The sequence below is a fragment of the Kribbella swartbergensis genome (genome assembly GCF_054784135.1).
Genome location: NZ_BAAGPM010000025.1, coordinates 207247 through 224514, shown reverse-complemented (window position 1 = coordinate 224514; position 17268 = coordinate 207247). Strand labels below are relative to the sequence as shown.

At 69.5% G+C, this 17268-nt stretch carries 18 protein-coding genes and 1 tRNA gene; 8 read left to right on the top strand and 11 right to left on the bottom strand.

What is annotated here, in order from left to right; translation table 11 throughout:
- The first annotated feature begins 20 nt into the window (after positions 1 to 20).
- Entirely contained in the window at positions 21 to 881 is an 861-nt protein-coding gene (locus tag ACYVOK_RS23985; RefSeq protein ID WP_460664761.1) for an alpha/beta fold hydrolase, read from the top strand.
- Here ACYVOK_RS23985 and ACYVOK_RS23980 read toward each other — a convergent pair.
- The 6 genes from ACYVOK_RS23980 to nth are packed head-to-tail and all read right to left on the bottom strand — an operon-like array spanning position 829 to position 5370.
- Positions 829 to 1515 (bottom strand): hypothetical protein, encoded by a 687-nt coding sequence (locus tag ACYVOK_RS23980; RefSeq protein ID WP_460664760.1) that lies wholly within the window; start codon positions 1513 to 1515, stop codon positions 829 to 831. The two genes, ACYVOK_RS23985 and ACYVOK_RS23980, sit on opposite strands and share 53 nt — an antisense overlap.
- The gene (locus tag ACYVOK_RS23975) at positions 1515 to 2021 is read right to left on the bottom strand and encodes a SigE family RNA polymerase sigma factor (protein ID WP_460664759.1); all 507 of its coding nucleotides are present in this window, start codon (positions 2019 to 2021) and stop codon (positions 1515 to 1517) included. The genes ACYVOK_RS23980 and ACYVOK_RS23975 overlap by 1 nt, the downstream gene beginning before the upstream one ends.
- A 40-nt stretch (positions 2022 to 2061) precedes the next feature.
- The gene (locus tag ACYVOK_RS23970; RefSeq protein WP_460664758.1) at positions 2062 to 3234 is read right to left on the bottom strand and encodes a MarP family serine protease; all 1173 of its coding nucleotides are present in this window, start codon (positions 3232 to 3234) and stop codon (positions 2062 to 2064) included.
- Positions 3231 to 4001: an NUDIX hydrolase gene (locus ACYVOK_RS23965; RefSeq protein WP_460664757.1), complete on the bottom strand. Its 771-nt coding sequence runs from the start codon at positions 3999 to 4001 to the stop codon at positions 3231 to 3233. The genes ACYVOK_RS23970 and ACYVOK_RS23965 overlap by 4 nt, the downstream gene beginning before the upstream one ends.
- Complete coding sequence (locus tag ACYVOK_RS23960) at positions 3998 to 4609, bottom strand: TlpA family protein disulfide reductase (RefSeq protein WP_460664756.1); 612 nt, start codon at positions 4607 to 4609, stop codon at positions 3998 to 4000. The genes ACYVOK_RS23965 and ACYVOK_RS23960 overlap by 4 nt, the downstream gene beginning before the upstream one ends.
- Positions 4606 to 5370, bottom strand: a complete 765-nt coding sequence (gene nth, locus ACYVOK_RS23955) for an endonuclease III (RefSeq protein WP_460664755.1) — start codon at positions 5368 to 5370, stop codon at positions 4606 to 4608. The genes ACYVOK_RS23960 and nth overlap by 4 nt, the downstream gene beginning before the upstream one ends.
- Before the next feature lie 134 nt (positions 5371 to 5504).
- Between nth and ACYVOK_RS23950 the strand changes: the two genes are divergently transcribed.
- Positions 5505 to 6182, top strand: a complete 678-nt coding sequence (locus tag ACYVOK_RS23950) for a Crp/Fnr family transcriptional regulator (RefSeq protein ID WP_460664754.1) — start codon at positions 5505 to 5507, stop codon at positions 6180 to 6182.
- On the opposite strand, the gene ACYVOK_RS23945 is transcribed toward ACYVOK_RS23950, so the two are convergent.
- Genes ACYVOK_RS23945 through ACYVOK_RS23930 form a run of 4 tightly spaced genes read right to left on the bottom strand, consistent with a single transcriptional unit; the run spans position 6179 to position 8433 of the window.
- Positions 6179 to 6979 carry an MBL fold metallo-hydrolase gene (locus tag ACYVOK_RS23945; RefSeq protein WP_460664753.1) on the bottom strand — a complete coding sequence of 267 codons (801 nt, stop codon included), beginning with the start codon at positions 6977 to 6979 and terminating at the stop codon, positions 6179 to 6181. The genes ACYVOK_RS23950 and ACYVOK_RS23945 overlap by 4 nt on opposite strands.
- Positions 6976 to 7806: an NUDIX hydrolase gene (locus ACYVOK_RS23940; RefSeq protein ID WP_460664752.1), complete on the bottom strand. Its 831-nt coding sequence runs from the start codon at positions 7804 to 7806 to the stop codon at positions 6976 to 6978. The genes ACYVOK_RS23945 and ACYVOK_RS23940 overlap by 4 nt, the downstream gene beginning before the upstream one ends.
- Positions 7807 to 7813: 7 nt before the next feature.
- Entirely contained in the window at positions 7814 to 8275 is a 462-nt protein-coding gene (locus ACYVOK_RS23935; protein WP_460664751.1) for a RidA family protein, read from the bottom strand.
- Entirely contained in the window at positions 8272 to 8433 is a 162-nt protein-coding gene (locus ACYVOK_RS23930; protein ID WP_460664750.1) for a DUF4177 domain-containing protein, read from the bottom strand. Before ACYVOK_RS23930 ends, ACYVOK_RS23935 begins: the two co-directional genes overlap by 4 nt.
- Before the next feature lie 94 nt (positions 8434 to 8527).
- On the opposite strand from ACYVOK_RS23930, the gene ACYVOK_RS23925 reads away from it, so the two are divergent.
- From ACYVOK_RS23925 to ACYVOK_RS23910, 4 genes are all read left to right on the top strand, one after another.
- On the top strand, positions 8528 to 9478 hold the full coding sequence (locus ACYVOK_RS23925) for an ArsA-related P-loop ATPase (protein WP_460664749.1): 951 nt from the start codon (positions 8528 to 8530) through the stop codon (positions 9476 to 9478).
- Positions 9475 to 10596: an ArsA family ATPase gene (locus ACYVOK_RS23920; protein WP_460664748.1), complete on the top strand. Its 1122-nt coding sequence runs from the start codon at positions 9475 to 9477 to the stop codon at positions 10594 to 10596. Before ACYVOK_RS23925 ends, ACYVOK_RS23920 begins: the two co-directional genes overlap by 4 nt.
- A 102-nt stretch (positions 10597 to 10698) precedes the next feature.
- Positions 10699 to 13050 (top strand): endopeptidase La, encoded by a 2352-nt coding sequence (gene lon, locus ACYVOK_RS23915; protein WP_460664747.1) that lies wholly within the window; start codon positions 10699 to 10701, stop codon positions 13048 to 13050.
- 144 nt (positions 13051 to 13194) lie between these two features.
- Entirely contained in the window at positions 13195 to 15615 is a 2421-nt protein-coding gene (locus ACYVOK_RS23910) for a penicillin-binding protein (protein WP_460664746.1), read from the top strand.
- A gap of 47 nt (positions 15616 to 15662) precedes the next feature.
- Here the strand turns inward: ACYVOK_RS23910 and ACYVOK_RS23905 are convergent, their stop codons facing one another.
- A complete protein-coding gene (locus tag ACYVOK_RS23905) occupies positions 15663 to 16130 on the bottom strand; it encodes a GatB/YqeY domain-containing protein (protein ID WP_460664745.1) in 468 nt (155 codons plus the stop codon).
- Positions 16131 to 16156: 26 nt separating this feature from the next.
- On the opposite strand from ACYVOK_RS23905, the gene ACYVOK_RS23900 reads away from it, so the two are divergent.
- Together ACYVOK_RS23900 and ACYVOK_RS23895 are read left to right on the top strand one after the other, a co-directional pair.
- A complete protein-coding gene (locus ACYVOK_RS23900; RefSeq protein WP_460664744.1) occupies positions 16157 to 17101 on the top strand; it encodes a metallophosphoesterase in 945 nt (314 codons plus the stop codon).
- Positions 17102 to 17125: 24 nt separating this feature from the next.
- A tRNA-Pro gene (locus tag ACYVOK_RS23895) sits at positions 17126 to 17202 on the top strand.
- Positions 17203 to 17268 lie beyond the last annotated feature (66 nt).

Below are 17268 nucleotides of genomic sequence, written 5' to 3'. Positions count from 1 at the left end.
GGCCCTGGTCGCATTCGCTGGTGGCGGCCAATGGGGCACGCTTCCATATCGCGGAGTGCGGCCCGGCGGACGGTCCGCTGGTGCTGTTCCTGCACGGCTTTCCCGAGTTCTGGTGGGCCTGGCGCCATCAGCTGCCGGTCGTCGCCCAGGCCGGCTACCGCGCCGTCGCGATGGATCTGCGCGGGTACGGCGCCAGCGACAAGACCCCTCGTGGTTACGACCCCTACACCGCCGCTGCGGACGTGTCCGGCGTCGTCCGGTCACTCGGCGCCACCGACGCCGTCGTCGTCGGACACGGCTGGGGCGGGTTCATCGGCTGGTCGGCCGCCGTACTCGCACCACGACAGCTCCGCGCGCTCGCGGTCGTCTCTGCACCGCATCCACTGCTGCTGACGCGATCCGGTCAGCGGAAGGCGCTGGCTCACACCGCCTGGTTCCAGCTGCCGATCCTTCCGGAGCGTCGCCTGCTCGCACAGGACGGCATGCACATCGAGCGGCTGCTCCGGGCCTGGTCAGCGCCCGGCGGCACGTTCCCGGACGCGGAGTCCTCCCGCCGGTACCGAGCCGCGCTTCAGGTCTGGCCGGCACCACACTGCGCACTGGAGTACCACCGCTGGTTCGTCCGGTCCCGGCTGCGCGCTGACGGCAGGAAATACTCGGCCAGGATGCGTACGCCGGTCGCCATACCGGTGCTGCAACTCCACGGAGCCCAGGACCCGGCGGTGTCCCCGACCGCGGTGACGCCTCCGCACCTGGTCACGGCACCGCTGCGCCACGAACTCCTCACCCCATCCGGCCACTTCCCCCACGAAGAGCTCCCGGACCTGTTCAACACCCTTCTCGTGGACTGGCTCGGTTCTCCAGTGCTTGAACGCAGCTGACCGGCAGCGACACAAGGACCGGGCCGACCATGCCGGCGACCTTCCAGCCACCCTGGTCCTCGAGACGGTAGGTCAACCGGTAACCCCGGCCACACTCCAGGTCGATCATCGTGGGCACCTCCTTGTGGTCGACCTTGTCGACCACCGGGCCGACCGCGATGCGGGCGAGCCCGAGGTTGGAGCAGCCGCCGATGCCTCCCGGCGTGGCCGTCCACCGGACCGGCCCCACCTTGCTGACCTGTTCGGTGATCCGGCGCTTCTCCGCCGCGGAGAACTTCACCGCGGAGCTCTCGAGCGACGTTCGCGTCGACGTCTCCGGATGATCGAGCAGGGCCAACGACTTCCAGCCCGCAGGCGGCTCGTACCGCTCCGCGACGGCAACGATCGCAGCTGCCCAGAGGTCGGCGTCGGTCGGCGGAGCCGCCGCGACGGGTGGCTCCGGCTCCGTCTCACCGGGGCTGACGCCGTACAGGATGCCGGTGAGGATGACGAGCACGGCCGCGGCGGCCAGCAGGATCGGGGTGATCGGGCGGCGGGCTGTGGTTGCTTCGGGAACGTCGTCGACGAGGCTCTCCTTGTCCGCGAAGGTTTCGCGGAGCAGGCGCTCGAGGTCTTCGTCGGTCAGCCTGGCCATCAGCGCTCCTCCTTCGCGGGCAGGTTGGTGCGTAGGGTCGCCAGCCCGCGGGCCGCGTTGGACCTGACCGTGGCGGGCGCGCACCCCAGCACGGCGGCGATCTCGTCGTCGGGCAGGTCTTCGTAGTACCGCAGCACCAGGACGGCACGTTGCTGGCGCGGCAACTCGGCGAGGAGCCGCCAGGTGGCGTCCCGTTGGGCCTGGCGGGCTCCGATGTCCTCGGCGGACGGGAGGTCGGCCGGCTCGGCGACCGGCAACTCCCGGTTCTTCAGCAGGCGACGCCAGCTGAGGAACTCGTTGACCACCATGGTCCGCAGGTACGCCTCGGGGTTGTCCAGCGACTGGATTCGCTCCCACTTGCGGTGCGCCCGGGCGTACACGGTCTGGACCAGGTCCTCCGCGCTGTGCACCCCACCGGTCAGCATGAGGGCGAGCCGCAGCAGCCGCCGCTCGCTCGACACCACCAGTTCGTCGAACGACAACGTCCCCTCCGTCGTCACCGTCATACCCCTAGAACGCGACGGGGGTCCGGATGTGCTGCACGACCTACGTGCAGGTCCTGGTGGAGACCTCCTCGGTGGCCGTCGCGCCTTCTCGTGCATCGTCGGAGACCTGCTCGGCGGTGAGGACGTAGCCGGTGCGGTTGTCCTCGACCGAGGCGGCGAACACGACGCCGTACACGGTGCCCCTGGACGACAGCAGCGGGCCGCCGGAGTTGCCGGGACGGACCGAGGCCCAGATCGAGAAGGCCTCGCGGGTCACCGTCCGGTCGCCGTAGATGTCCGGGCCGCGGAGCCGCTCCTCGGACCGGATCCGGGCCGGCTCGGAGTCGAACGGGCCGTTCTCCGGGTAGCCGAGGACGACGGCCGGATCGTCCGCCTTGCCGGTGAAGTCGAAGCTCAGCGGCTGGATCCTCAGCCTCGGCACGTACAGCACCGCGATGTCGATCTCCGGGTCGAACACCACCACGGTCGCCTCGTACGACTGCCCGTTCACCTCGACCTGCGGCGAGTCGACACCGGCCACCACGTGCGCGTTCGTCATCACCCGCTGCGGCGCGTAGACGAACCCGCTGCCCTCGAGACCACGCGAGCAGTTCGCCACGCCGGTGATCTTGGCGATCCGGGTGTACGCCGCGCGGACGGCGGACTGCCGGGCGATCTCCCCGTCCGGCGGCTGCGTCTCCCGGATCCGCTCCGGCACGAACGGGTCGAGGAACCGCGGGAACAGATCGGTGTTGACCACGTCGTTGAACGCCTGCAGCGTCTGGTCGGCACGACTGGGCAGAACCTGGTCGACCTTCGCCAGCACCTGCGAGCCGCGCACCGCGGACGTCACGCTCGGGATCCGGGCACCGCTCACCGCGACCCCGAGCACCCAGGACACGATCAGGACCGACACCGCGGCCAGCGCGGCGCCGCCGAGCGCGTCGACGAACTTCACCGGGCGCCAGGACACCTTGTTTCTCAGTCTGGACCCGAGTACGGCGCCGAGCGTGCGGCCGATCGAGGCCAGGATCACCACCAGCACCAGGGCCGCGAACGACACCGAGACGCTCGGCGAGAAGTTGTCCAGCACCCGCGGCACGACCCAGACACCGACCGCGGCACCGCCGAGCAGGCCGAGGGTGGCGCAGGCGCCCAGCACGAAGCCCTCGATGTACCCCGAGATCGCGACCAGACCAGTGATGATCAGCAGCGCGTAGTCGAGCTTGCTCACTCCACACCTTCCGGATCGTGACCTCTCGACCGGCCGAGGTCGTGCTCGATGGCGGTCAGCCGCCGTACGTCCTCGGACCGCCGTCCCTCGCTCCGCCAGGCCGCCTCGACCAGCCGGTCGGGCAACGGTACGACGACCGAGGGGTCCCAGTCGCGCGACCATCCACCCAGGATGAGCAATTTGTCCAGCAACCCGGCGGTGAAACCCCAGATGTAGAGCTCGCCGATGGTGAACGCCGGACCGGTGAACCCAGAGGGGTGCAGGCAGCTGATCCGGTTCGCCGGATCGGCCAGCGCGTGCACGGACACGGTGTGCACCGACGCGACCTCGGCCGGGTCGACGACCGCCACCGGCGACGGCTCCCGCCACCAGGCCAGCACCGGCGACACGCCGAAGTTGCTCACCGGCACCCACAGCGCCGGCCAGACCGCGAACGGCACCACGCCGGCCGGGTCCAGCCCGGTCTCCTCCTCGGCCTCGCGCAGCGCGGTCCGCACCAAACCGGCCTCACCGGTCCCGTCCGCCGGGTCGACACCACCGCCGGGGAACGACATCTGGCCGGCATGCCGGCGCAACGTCCAGGCCCGCTCGGTGAGCAGCACCTCCGGCCCGTCGTTGCCGTCAGCAAGCAAGATGAGTACGGCGGACTTGCGCACGGACGGATCGTCCGGCGGCAGGAACCTGGATAGCTGGTTCGGGTCCACCTCCTCGGACGCCTTCGCCAACGGCCTGAGCCAGCCCGGGACCTCCACACCTTCGAAGGTCATGGGGTTACCCCCAGCTTCTCCTGCACCAGCTGGTCGAGCTGCGACTGGGAGGTGAACGCGCCGTGGTGCACGTGGACCACCACGCCGTCCTTGTCGACGAACGCGGTCACCGGCGGGCCGCCGATCTTCAACGGCTGGTGCACCGCCTTCTCCGCGTCGACCAGGTGCGGGTAGGTGAGCTGATGCTCGACCGCGAACTTCACCGCCAGTTCGGGCCGCGGGTCGTCGTAGTCGATGCCGATCAGCTGGAGCTTCCCGGCGGACTTCTTCTGCAGCTCAGCCAGGTACGGCGCTTCGTCCCGGCAGGGCGGGCACCACTGCGCCCACACGTTGACGAGCAGCGGGCCGCGCAGGTCGGCGAGCCGGATGTCCGGGCCGTTGCCCAGGCACGGGAGGCTGACGTCCGGGAGCCCGCCGCTGACCGGCGGTTTCGAGGCCGTCGCCGGGCAGGCGGTGAGCTTCTCCGCCCCGGCCACCGCGGTCCGGCTGGTCGAGGCCGCCGGTTTCGGGCCGTCGGCCTGCTCGGGTCCGCACGCCACCAGGCCGATCAGGGCAACCAGTCCGACGATCAGGCACAGCGGCGTACGGGATCCGAGCTTGTGGTTCACGCCGGGACCTTCACCAGCTTCGCGGCGACCTCGGGGTCGGTCGGGCCGGTGCCGTACGACGGGCACCACTGGGCCACCGGGCAGGCGCCACAGGCCGGCTTCTTGGCGTGGCAGCGGCGGCGGCCGTGGAAGATCAGCCGGTGCGACAACATCGTCCAGTCCTTCTTCGGGAACAGGGCGCCGATGATGTGCTCGACCTTGACCGGGTCCTCCTCGGTGGTCCAGCCGAACCGGCGGACCAGCCGGCCGAAGTGTGTGTCGACGGTGATGCCGGGGATCCCGAACGCGTTGCCGAGGACGACGTTCGCCGTCTTGCGGCCGGTGCCGGGGAGCTTGACCAGCTCCTCCAGCCTGTCCGGCACGACCCCGTCGTACTCGTCGACCAGGGCCTGGCCGAGTTTGATCACGCTGTTCGTCTTGGCGCGGAAGAAACCGGTCGGCTTGAGGATCGCCTCCAGCTCCTCCCGGTCGGCCTCGGCGTACGCCTGGGCGGTCGGGTACTTCGCGAACAGGACCGGGGTCACCTTGTTCACCATCACGTCGGTGGTCTGGGCCGACAGGATGGTGGCCACCAGCAACTCGAGCGGGTTGGTGAAGTCCAGCTCGCAGTGAGCGTCCGGATACGCCTCGGTGAGCACCCGGTGCATCTTGCGGGCCCGGCGGACCAGCTGCGCCGGGGTCTCGTCGGCGTACACCGGCGCCTTGCGGGGGAGCTTGACAGGCGGCCCGGAAACCGGCACTGCGACACGCTGGGATGGCATGGAGGCAAGCCTACGTGGCGGTGCCGACACCCGAGGGGCTACGGTTTTGGGGCAACCGGGTGGTAACGGCCCGGTGCCGGGCGAGGCCGGACCCCGCCCGTCAGTCGTGGTCGAAGGTCCGAGGAGGCCCAAAGGTGGATGCCGCAGTACTCCGACAGGCACCGCTGTTCAGTCAGCTCGACGACGAGGCGGCCGACGCGCTGGCCGCGTCGATGACCGAGAACCGGCTGCGTCGCGGCCAGGTCCTGTTCCACGAGGGCGACTCCGGTGACCGGCTGTTCGTCGTGGTCGAGGGCAAGGTCAAGCTGGGCCGCACCTCCGCCGACGGCCGGGAGAACCTGATCGCCGTCCTCGGCCCCGGACAGATGTTCGGCGAGCTGTCGCTGTTCGACCCGGGTCCTCGGTCCGCCACCGTCACTGCCGTCACCGACGCCTCGCTGATGTCGCTGACCCACGACGAGCTGCTCCGCTGGCTGGCCGGCCGCCCCGAGGTGGCCCGCGGCCTGTTGCTGCAGCTCGCCTCCCGGCTCCGCAAGGTCTCCGACGTGGTGGCCGACCTGGTGTTCTCCGACGTACCCGGCCGTGTCGCCAAGGCCCTGCTGGACCTGGCCAGCCGCTTCGGCCGGACCGCCGACGACGGCGTCCACGTCCACCACGACCTCACCCAGGAGGAGCTCGCCCAGCTCGTCGGCGCCTCCCGCGAAACCGTCAACAAGGCCCTCGCCGACTTCGCCTCCCGCGGCTGGGTCCGCCTCGAACCCCGCTCCGTCGTACTCCTCGACGTAGAACGCCTCCAACGCCGCGCCCGCTAGGAACCGAGGTAGTCCAGCTGGGCGCGGACCGAGCGTTCGGCGGCGGGCCAGAGGGTGGGGTCTACGTCGGCGTAGACGTGTTCGACGACCGCTTCGGGGGTGGTGTGGCCGGCGGCGACGGCGGCTCGGACCTGGTCGAGGCGTTCGCGGCGGTGGGTGATGTAGAAAGTGAGGACGTCGGTCGGGTCCTCGATGACCGGGCCGTGGCCGGGGAGCAGGCGTTCGACGCCGGCGGCTGAGTTGGCGAAGGCCCGGAGGCGGTCGAGCGAGTCGAGGTAGGGGCCGAGGGCACCGTCCGGGTGGGCGACCACCGAGGTGCCGCGGCCCAGGACGGTGTCGCCGGTCAGCAGCGAGCCGTCCTGCGGGAGCCAGAAGCAGACCGAGTCCATCGTGTGACCGGGCGTCGGCAGGACCTCGACCCGGAGGCCGCCGACGGTGATGACGTCGCCCTCGGCGAGTGCGTGGGCGTGGTCGGTGGGGATGCGGAAGGCCGGATCCACCGCACGAACCCCGCAGCCGGCCTGATTGGCGAACCACGCGGCACCCTCGGAGTGGTCCGGGTGCTTGTGCGTGAGCAGTACGACGGCCACGTCGCCGGCCGCATCCAGCACGGCCCGTAGATGCTCCTCCAGCATCGGGCCGGGGTCGACCACCACCGACTGGTCGGCGTCCGGGGCCCGCAGGATCCAGGTGTTCGTCCCGTCCAGCGTCATCAGTCCGGGGTTGTCGGCCCGCACCAGGGTGGCGAAGTCCGTGACGGCGTTCGACCGGGGCGGTGGGGCGGCGAAGGTGTTCATCCAGTCTCCAGATAGGCCTGGTCGCCGTCGACTCGCACCGTCGGCAGGATCGGCCGGATCTCGCGCTCGCCGGCCGCGGCGAGGATAGCGGCCACATCGGCGTACGGCGTGAGGTCGCGGCAGCAGACGTACGTCGGGGGAAGCATCAGCAACTCGCCGGACTCGACCGCGTCGACCGCGTCCGCCGGACGCATCCAGGCGACCTGGTCGGACTCACTCGTCACGTCGCGGGTCACCTGGCCGGCCGGGAGGGCGGCGACGAAGAAGCGGGTGTCGTACCGCCGGGGCTCGAACTCCGGGGTGATCCAGTGCGCCCAGGCACCGAGCAGATCGGCCCGCAGCACCAGCCCACGCCGATGCAGGAAGTCGGCGAACCCGAGCTCACGGGTCTCCAGCGCAACCCGGTCGGCCTCCCAGTCGTCACCCGTGGTGTCCCCCACGACCGCTTCGCCGGACGAGCCGGCGAGCAGCACACCGGACTCCTCGAACGTCTCCCGGACCGCGGCCGCGACGTACGCCGAGGCCGTCGGCTCGTCGCAGCCGAGCCGGTCGGCGAACCAGGCCGGTGACGGCCCCGACCACGAGTCGGCGACCGTCGCGTCGGTCGCGTCGACCCGGCCGCCGGGGAACACGGACATCCCGGCCGCGAACGCCATCGTCCGCTGCCGCCGGAGGAGGTACACCTCCGGCCCGGCGGCAGTGTCACGGAGCAGGATCACCGTCGAGGCCGGCCGCGGCTCGGCCGGCGTCCGACCTTCGCGGACGAACTCCAGTGCGGCCGAGGCCATCCGGCCGGACAGCAGTTGCGACTTCAGGTCCCGGATCATGCCGTGGTCAGGCGACCTCGACGATCAGTTCGACCTCGACCGGAGCGTCGAGCGGCAGGACCGGGACGCCGACCGCACTGCGGGCGTGCTGACCGGCCTCGCCGAACACCTGGCCGAACAGCTCGGAGGCGCCGTTGGCGACCTGCGGCTGGCCGGTGAAGTCCGGAGTCGACGCGATGAACGCGACCGCCTTGACGACCCGCCGTACGTTCGCCAGGTCACCGATCTCGGCCTTGACCGCGGCCAGCGCGTTCAGCGCGCACTGCTGGGCGCACTGGCTGGCCACCTCCGCGGTGACGGCGTCGCCGACCTTGCCGGTGGCGATCAGGGTGCCCTCGCGCAGCGGCAGCTGGCCGGACGTGTAGACCAGGTTGCCGGTCCGGACCGCGGGCACGTAGGCGGCGACCGGCTTGGCCACCTCGGGCAGCTTCAGGCCGAGCTCGGCCAGCTTCTCCTCGGGGTGGCTCATTTCTCTTCGATCTCCCGCTTCAGGTAGGCGACCAGGGATTCCGGGTTCGGACCCTGGACGACCTGGACCAGCTCCCAGCCGTCCTGGCCGAAGTTGTCCAGGATCTCCTTGGTCGAGTGGACCAGCAGCGGCGCGGTGAAGTACTCGAACTTCTTCATGAGAGGGACTCTAACGGGCTGTGCAGACACCTTCCCCCGCCCCACCACCCGGTCGAAACCAGTGTGCTGTGGGCCACGCCCTACGCTGGACCGTATGGCGAGGCTGCATGTGGTCACCGGCAAAGGGGGCACCGGGAAGACGACTGTGGCGGCTGCTATGGCGCTTTCGCTGGCCGATCAGGGCAAGCGGGTCCTGCTCGTCGAGGTCGAGGGGCGGCAAGGGCTCGCCCAGTTGTTCGACGTACCACCTCTGCCGTACGTCGAACGCCGGATCGCCCACGGTCCGGGCGGAGGCGAGGTGTTCGCGCTGGCCGTGGACGCCGAGGCCGCGCTGCTGGAGTACCTCGACATGTACTACCACCTCGGCCGGGCCGGGAAGGCGCTCGACAAGGTGGGCGCGATCGACTTCGTCACCACGATCGCACCAGGTCTGCGCGACGTACTGCTGACCGGCAAGGTCTACGAGGCGACCCGGCGGAAGTCGCACGGGCGGCTCGCGTACGACGCTGTCGTGCTGGACGCACCGCCGACCGGGCGGATCGCGCCGTTCCTGAACGTGAACCACGAGGTCGCCGATCTGGCCAAGGTCGGGCCGATCCGCAACCAGGCCGACGCGATCATGGGCATGCTGCGCTCCGACGTGACCCGGATCCACCTGGTCACGCTGCTCGAGGAGATGCCGGTCCAGGAGACGCTGGACGCGGTCGAACAGCTGGAGGCCCTCGACCTGCGGGTCGGGTCGATTGTGGTCAACATGGTTCGCAACAGTCCGCTCGACGACGACGCGCTCGCCCTCGCGGTCAAGGAGAAACTGCCCGCGACCGAGCTCAGCAAGGGGCTGCGGGCAGCTGGTGTTGCCGCCGGCAAGGAACTGGTCACGACGCTGATGGCGGAGGCGCGTGACCACGCCGTCCGGGTCGGGCTGGAACGTGAGAACCGCGACCGAATAGATGCCCTGGGCAAGCAGGTGACCGAGCTGCCGTTGCTGCCGGAGGGGATCGACCAAGGCGCCCTGTTCGACCTGGCCGAGGAGTTGCGCCGATGAACGGGCTCGATCTGGACGCACTGATCGACGATCCGGCCACGCGCATCATCGTCACCTGCGGCGCCGGTGGGGTCGGCAAGACGACGACGGCGGCCGCGCTGGGCCTGCGGGCCGCCGAGCGCGGGCGGAAGGTCGTCGTACTCACCATCGACCCCGCCCGGAGGCTGGCGCAGTCGCTCGGGCTGACCGAACTGGACAACATCCCGCGGGCCGTGGCCGACGTGAACGCCGCGAACGGCGGCCGGCTGGACGCGATGATGCTGGACATGAAGCGGACCTTCGACGAGGTGGTGCTCGCGCACGCGACGCCCGAGAAGGCCGAGCAGATCCTGGCGAATCCCTTCTACCAAGCGCTTTCCTCGTCGTTCGCCGGCACGCAGGAGTACATGGCGATGGAGAAGCTCGGCCAGTTGCACAAGCAGGCCGAGCGCAGCGGCGACTGGGACCTGATCGTGGTGGACACCCCGCCGTCGCGGTCGGCCTTGGACTTCCTGGACGCACCCGAGCGGCTGGCGTCGCTGCTGGAGGGCCGCTTCTTGCGGCTGCTGCTGGCGCCGGCTCGCGGGCCGTTCAAGCTGATGTCCGCCGGTGTGAATCTGGCGATGTCGGTGATGAACAAGGTGCTCGGCGCGCAGGTGCTGACCGACGTACAGACGTTCGTCGCGGCCTTCGACACGTTGTTCGGCGGTTTCCGGCAGCGGGCCGAGCAGACCGTGGCGCTGTTGCGGGAGCCGCACACCGCCTTCCTGGTGGTGGCCGCTCCGCAGAACGACGCGCTGCGGGAGGCGTCGTATTTCACCGAGCGGTTGCGCGAGGAGGGCATGCCCCTGGCCGGCGTGGTGTTGAACCGGGTGACCACGACACACGCGGCGGAGTTGTCGGCCGAGCGGTCGCTGGCCGCGGCGGAGCGGCTCGAGGAGGGTGACAAGTCTCCGCTGACGGCCGCCGTACTGCGGTTGCACGCCGACAAGATGCAGCAGGTGGTCGGGGACCACAAGCGGGCCGACCGGTTCCGCCGCGGGCACCGCTCGATCCCGACCGTCGAGGTGCCGGCGCTGGCCGACGATGTCCACGACCTCACCGGTCTACGCCAGATCGGCGATCTGCTCACGGCCTGACGGTCCGTTTCACCCTGAGCGAACGATCGTTCCCCTCGGGAATGACCTGATGGGGACTGCGGTTGAGCCTGTCAGACTCAATCTTGAAAAGGGTGTGACAGCGTGACCGATACGTTGAATCTTCCCGTTCTGCCGCTGGACGACGTCGTGGTGCTGCCGGGAATGGTGGTGCCGGTCCGACTGGCCGACACCGAGGCGCGCGCGGCGATCGACGCGGCCCAGGCGTCCGGTCAGGACAAGGTCCTGCTGGTTCCGCGACTGGACGGGAAATACGCCAAGGCCGGGACGCTCGGTGAGATCGAGCAGATCGGCCGGCTGCCGGGCGGTGCCCCGGCTGCCGTCATCCGCGGTACGGCGCGCGTCCTCATCGGCGCCGGGACCACCGGTCCGGGCGCCGCTCTCTGGGTCGGCGCGACCGTTCTGCACGAGATCACCGACGCCCGCTCGGCGGAGCTCTCCCGGGAGTACAAGACCCTGGTGACGTCGGTGCTGCAGCGTCGCGGCGCCTGGCAGGTCATCGACTCGGTGAAGCAGGTGAGCGACCCGGCGGAGCTGTCCGACCTGGCCGGCTACGCGTCGTACCTGACCAACGAGCAGAAGTCCTGGCTGCTGGAGAACGCCAATGTCTCCGAGCGGCTGGAGAAGCTGATCGGCTGGGTGAAGGACCACCTGGCCGAGCTCGAGGTGTCCGAGACGATCCAGAAGGACGTCCAGGAGGGCATGGAGAAGCAGCAGCGGGAGTTCCTGCTGCGCCAGCAGATGGCCGCCATCCGCAAGGAACTGGCCGAGCTGGACGGCAAGGCCGAGTCCGAGGAAGAGGACTACCGGGCCCGCGTCGAGGCCGCCGACCTGCCCGAGCACGTCCGCAAGGCCGCGCTCGCCGAGGTCGACAAGCTGGAGCGGACCGCCGAGCAGTCCCCCGAGGTCGGCTGGATCCGGACCTGGCTGGACACGGTCCTGGAGATGCCGTGGAACGAGCGGACCGAGGACAAGTACGACATCCGCGAGGCCCGGGCCGTGCTGGACGCGGACCACGCCGGTCTGGACGACGTGAAGGAGCGCATCACCGAGTACCTGGCGGTACGGCGTCGCCGTGCGGACCGTGGTCTCGGTGTGGTCGGCGGACGCCGCAGCGGCGCCGTACTGGCCCTGGTCGGTCCGCCCGGTGTCGGTAAGACCTCACTGGGCGAGTCCGTGGCGCGGGCGATGGGCCGGAAGTTCGTCCGGGTCGCGCTGGGCGGTGTCCGGGACGAGGCCGAGATTCGCGGTCACCGGCGGACGTACGTCGGTGCGCTGCCGGGCCGGATCGTCCGGGCCATCACCGAGGCCGGCTCGATGAACCCCGTCGTACTGCTGGACGAGATCGACAAGGTCGGTGCGGACTACCGGGGTGACCCGACGGCCGCGCTGCTGGAAGTGCTCGACCCGGCGCAGAACCACACCTTCCGGGACCACTACCTGGAGGTCGAGCTGGACCTGTCCGACGTGGTCTTCCTGGCCACGGCGAACGTGCTCGACTCCATCCCGGCTCCGCTGCTGGACCGGATGGAACTGGTGCAGCTCGACGGGTACACCGAGGACGAGAAGGTCACCATCGCCCGTGACCACCTGCTCCCGCGTCAGCTGGAGCGGGCGGGCCTGACGGCGGACGAGGTGACCATCGACGACTCGGCGCTGCGGGTGCTGGCCGGCGAGTACACGCGTGAGGCCGGCGTACGGCAGCTGGAGCGGTCGATCGCGCGGGTCCTGCGGAAGGTGACGGCTCGACTGGCCCTGGGTGAGGACGTCGGCTCGGTGACCATCGGCGCCGGCGACCTGAAGAGCTACCTGGGCACACCGAAGTTCACACCGGAGTCGGCGGAGCGTACGGCGCTTCCGGGTGTGGCGACCGGATTGGCCGTGACCGGTGCAGGTGGTGACGTGCTCTTCGTCGAGGCGTCGCTGGCCGACAAGGAGACCGGCCCGACCGGGGTCACGCTGACCGGGCAGCTCGGTGACGTGATGAAGGAGTCGGCCCAGATCGCCCTGTCGTACCTGCGTTCGCACGGTGCCGAGCTGGGGCTGCCGGTCGGCGACCTGGCCGAGCGGAACGCGCACATCCACGTTCCGGCCGGTGCGGTCCCGAAGGACGGACCGTCGGCGGGTGTGACCATGACGACCGCGCTGGCGTCGCTGCTGTCCGGACGGCCGGTCCGCTCCGAGGTCGCGATGACCGGTGAGGTGTCGCTGACCGGACGGGTCCTCCCGATCGGTGGGGTGAAGCAGAAGCTGCTCGCTGCCCACCGGGCCGGGCTGACCACGATCCTGATCCCGAAGCGGAACGAGCCGGACCTGGAGGACGTGCCGGAATCCGTGCTGGCGGAGCTGACCGTGCACCCGGTCAGCGACGTCCGCGAGGTCCTCGACCTGGCGCTCGAACCGGCCCAGGTCGACGCACACCAGTACGCCGCCTGATCGTCGTACGAACTGGAGGGCCCGAGCGTCGTGCTCGGGCCCTCATCCTTTTGAACGAAAGTTCTCCGGGGCCCACCGAAAAGCGTGACCGAAGTCACAACCGACGCGGTAACCCACTAACCCGATCCCGTAGTCTCTATAACCATGCGCGTACGGGAGAAGGGCGACCGGGGAGTCGTCCAATCGGTGGTTCTGTTCCTCGGGGTGAGCGTGCTGTCGGGGGCGTTGGCCGCCGGTCTTGCCATCCCCTTCGCCGGCCTGGCCGGCTTCACCACCGAGAAGACCCACGAGACGCTGCAGGAACTGCCGCAACAGTTCGACGAGGTGCCGCTCAAGCAGAAGAGCACCATCCTCGCCGCCGACGGCAGCCTGATCGCCACCCTGGCCGAGCAGAACCGGGTGCCGGTCAAGCTCAGCCAGGTCGCGCCGATCATGCAGAAGGCGATGGTCGCGATCGAGGACGACCGGTTCTACGAGCACGGCGCGCTGGACCTCAAGGGCACCCTGCGCGCGCTGCTGCGGAACCAGTCCGAGGGCTCGGTGCAGCAGGGTGGTTCGAGCATCACCCAGCAGTACGTGAAGATGAGCCTGGTCGAGAAGGCGAACACGCCCGAGGAGGTCGCCGCCGCGACCGCGGAGACGTACCAGCGCAAGGTCGCCGAGCTGCGCTACGCGATCGCCGTCGAGAAGGAGTACTCGAAGAACGAGATCCTCGAGAAGTACCTGAACCTGGCCAACTTCGGCGACGGTGCCTGGGGCATCGAGGCCGCCGCCCAGCACTACTTCGGGGTGCACGCGTCCCAGCTGAACCTGCAGCAGGCGGCGTTGCTGGCCGGCCTGGTGAAGAACCCGACCGGGTACGACCCGACCAACAACATGAAGCGCGCCAAGGACCGCCGCGACCTGGTGATCAAGCGGATGCTCGAACTCAAGGTCATCTCGGTCGCGCAGGCCAACGCCGCGCTGAAGACGCCGGTCGTCGACCTGAAGAAGATCAAGCCGAACAAACTCGGCTGCGCGAACTCGAGGTACCCGTTCTACTGCGAGTACGTGGTCGCCCAGCTGACCAAGAACCCCGCGTTCGGCAAGACCGAGGTCGACCGCCGGAACTACCTGAAGACCGCCGGCCTGACCATCCGTACGTCGCTCGACCCGAAGATCCAGCTCGCCGCCCAGAAATCCATCGACGAGCACTCGCGTCCGACCGACCAGGCGATCGCGGCGATCACGATCGTCGAACCCGGCACGGGCCTGGTGAAGGCGATGGTCCAGAGCCGCAAGTACGGCAACAAGCGCGGCCAGACGGCGTACAACTACAACGTCGAGAAGTCCTATGCCGGTGGATACGGCGGCTTCCAGAACGGCTCGACCATGAAGGCCTTCACGATCGCAGCGGCAATCCAGAAGGGCTTCCCGCTCAACTACAAGATCAACTCGCCCAACCGGATCGACCTGAGCGGCAAGAAGTGGAGCACCTGCGACGGGACTGTCACGGCCGAGCGGGGCTACGACCCGAGCAACTCGACCCAGAACGTGCCGGTGCCGACCATGATCCAGGCGGCGCAGAAATCGACCAACACCTACTTCCTCTTGCTGTCCCAACAGGTCGGTCTCTGCCCGATCGCCAAGGTCGCCTCCTCGCTGGGAATGTACGACGCCCAGTCGAACGAGCCGCTCGGCCAGTACCCGTCCATGACGCTGGGCGTCGGGTACGTGACCCCGCTCCAGATGGCCGGCGCGTACGCAGCGTTCGCCGCCCGAGGCATGTACTGCAAGCCGTGGCTGGTCACCGCGATCAAGGGCCCGAACGGCAAGGCGATCAACACACCTGGAGCGGACTGCAAGCAGGCATTGGCTCCTGAGGTGGCCGACGGCGTCAACGCCGTACTGCGCCAGGTGATGGAGCCGGGCGGCACCGGCTCGAGGCTCAAGTTCGGCAAGAGCGACCTGGCCGGCAAGACCGGAACGATCCAGGAAGCCAGGGCGGTGTGGTACGCCGGCTACTCCACCAAGCTGGCCGGAGCGTCAGTCGTGGCCGATGCCTCGCTGCCCTACGACCCGCTGCAGGGCCAGACGCTGGACGGTCGGGACATCAACGACCCGTCGGGTTCCGGCACCGCGGGTCCGTTGTGGATGACGGCGATGCAGGGGGCGCTGCGCTACTACCCGACGACGAAGTTCGTCGCGCCGTCCGACAAGACCGTGCGCGGTGACGTGAAGGACCTGCCGTTCGTCAACGGCATGAACCCCGAGGACGCCGCCAACAAGCTCCGCCAGGCCGGCTTCCAGGTCGCGATCGCCCCCGGCACGGTCAACTCCGAGGAGACCGCGGGCACCGTCGCCTACACCACCCCGCGGCAGCGCGAGGGCGCCCCCGAGGGCTCCACCGTCACCATCCATATCTCCAACGGCAGCAAGAAGAACCAGCCGACGCAGCCGGCCACCACGACCACGACCCAACCCCCGGCAACCACCAAACCGCCGAACAACAACCCACCCACCATCAACCCCAACTGCCCACCGTGGAACCCGAAGTACCCCAACTGCGGCGGGGGCGGCAGATAGCGAAAGAGCCTCGTCCACACCCGGACGAGGCCCTTCGTCGTACGGCGTCAGGCGCCCAGTTGGCGTTTGACCTCGGCGGAGACGACGGAGCCGTCGGCCTTGCCCTTGATCTTGGGTTGGAGGGCGCCCATGACCTTGCCGATGCCGCGGGGGCCGAGTTCGTCGGCGCCGGTGGCGGCGATGGTCTCGGAGACCAGGGCGACGATCTCCTCCTCGGTGAGCTGCGCGGGCAGGTACTCGGCCAGGATGTCCGCCTCGGCCTGTTCCTTGTCGGCGAGTTCGTCGCGGCCCGCGTCGCGGTAGGCGATGACGGACTCGCGGCGCTTCTTCGCCTCCGAGCTGAGGACGTCGACGATCTCGGCGTCGGTGAGCTCACGGGCCTCCTTGCCGGCCACCTCCGCCTTGGTCACGGCGGTGAGCGCCATCCGCAGGGTCGATTTGCGGATCTCGTCGCGCGCCTTCAGGGCGGCGGTCATGTCGTCGTGCAGCCGCTGCTTCATACCGGAGTTGGACATGATCACGATTGTGGCAGGCTGGTGCAATGAGTTTCAGCGGGCTTGCCGCCACCACCCTGAAGGCCGCGGCGGTCGTCGGCGCCGTCGGTGCCGCTTGTGTCGCGTACGCGGCCGGGATCGAGGTGCGCTGGTTCACGCTGCGCAGGGTGACGGTCCCGGTGCTGCCGCAGGGTGCCGAGCCGCTGAAGGTGCTGCACCTGTCCGATCTGCACCTGATGCCGACGCAGGAGCGCAAGATCGCCTGGGTCAACGACCTGGCCGCGCTCGAGCCCGACCTGATCGTCAACACCGGTGACAACCTCGCCCACGAGCGCTCGGTGCCGCCGCTGCTCCGGGCGTACGGCGACCTGCTCGACCTGCCCGGTGTGTTCGTGTTCGGCTCCAACGACTACTGGAAGCCGCACTTCAAGAACCCGGGCAAGTACCTGCTGCCCGCGAACAAGCAGCGGCACAAGCCGCACGGCCCGGACCTGCCGTACGAGGAGATGCGCCGGGCCTTCACCGGCGCCGGTTGGACGGACCTGAACAACGCCAAGGCGACGCTCAAGGTGAACGGCCTGCGGCTGGACTTCGCCGGCACCGACGACCCGCACATCAAGCGGGACCGGTACGACGAGGTCGCGGGTGAGGTGGACCCGGCGGCCGACCTCTCCATCGGTGTCACGCACGCGCCGTACCAGCGGGTGCTGAACGGTTTCGTCGGCGACGGGTACCCGCTGGTCCTGGCTGGCCACACCCACGGCGGCCAGTTGGCGGTGCCGTTCTACGGCGCGCTGGTGACGAACTGCGACTTGGACACGTCGCGGGTGAAGGGCCTCTCGACCTGGGGCCATGCCGGCCGCCAGGCGGCTCTGCACGTCTCGGCCGGCCTCGGCACCTCGCCGTACGCACCGGTCCGTTTCGCCTGCCGGCCGGAGGCGACCCTCCTCACCCTGGTGCCCCGGAACAATCCGATTTCGTCCCAGCCCTAGGCGCATGTAAGCTATCCGAGGCTTCGGGCTGTGGCGCAGCTTGGTAGCGCGCTTCGTTCGGGACGAAGAGGTCGCAGGTTCAAATCCTGTCAGCCCGACCAATCGAGGGCGGTGACTCCGGTCACCGCCCTCGTGCTATCTGTCCACGCTGCAGCGATCGCGCACTC

What these genes read in the sequence shown, in the direction of transcription:
- ACYVOK_RS23940 (WP_460664752.1), bottom strand. Translation starts at nt 7,806, where the DNA reads ATGATCCGGGACCTGAAGTCGCAACTGCTGTCCGGCCGGATGGCCTCG.
- ACYVOK_RS23925 (WP_460664749.1), top strand. Translation starts at nt 8,528, where the DNA reads ATGGCGAGGCTGCATGTGGTCACCGGCAAAGGGGGCACCGGGAAGACG.
- ACYVOK_RS23935 (WP_460664751.1), bottom strand. Translation starts at nt 8,275, where the DNA reads ATGAGCCACCCCGAGGAGAAGCTGGCCGAGCTCGGCCTGAAGCTGCCC.
- ACYVOK_RS23920 (WP_460664748.1), top strand. Translation starts at nt 9,475, where the DNA reads ATGAACGGGCTCGATCTGGACGCACTGATCGACGATCCGGCCACGCGC.
- ACYVOK_RS23975 (WP_460664759.1), bottom strand. Translation starts at nt 2,021, where the DNA reads ATGACGGTGACGACGGAGGGGACGTTGTCGTTCGACGAACTGGTGGTG.
- ACYVOK_RS23945 (WP_460664753.1), bottom strand. Translation starts at nt 6,979, where the DNA reads ATGAACACCTTCGCCGCCCCACCGCCCCGGTCGAACGCCGTCACGGAC.
- ACYVOK_RS23980 (WP_460664760.1), bottom strand. Translation starts at nt 1,515, where the DNA reads ATGGCCAGGCTGACCGACGAAGACCTCGAGCGCCTGCTCCGCGAAACC.
- ACYVOK_RS23965 (WP_460664757.1), bottom strand. Translation starts at nt 4,001, where the DNA reads ATGACCTTCGAAGGTGTGGAGGTCCCGGGCTGGCTCAGGCCGTTGGCG.
- ACYVOK_RS23910 (WP_460664746.1), top strand. Translation starts at nt 13,195, where the DNA reads ATGCGCGTACGGGAGAAGGGCGACCGGGGAGTCGTCCAATCGGTGGTT.
- nth (WP_460664755.1), bottom strand. Translation starts at nt 5,370, where the DNA reads ATGCCATCCCAGCGTGTCGCAGTGCCGGTTTCCGGGCCGCCTGTCAAG.
- ACYVOK_RS23930 (WP_460664750.1), bottom strand. Translation starts at nt 8,433, where the DNA reads ATGAAGAAGTTCGAGTACTTCACCGCGCCGCTGCTGGTCCACTCGACC.
- ACYVOK_RS23900 (WP_460664744.1), top strand. Translation starts at nt 16,157, where the DNA reads ATGAGTTTCAGCGGGCTTGCCGCCACCACCCTGAAGGCCGCGGCGGTC.
- ACYVOK_RS23905 (WP_460664745.1), bottom strand. Translation starts at nt 16,130, where the DNA reads ATGTCCAACTCCGGTATGAAGCAGCGGCTGCACGACGACATGACCGCC.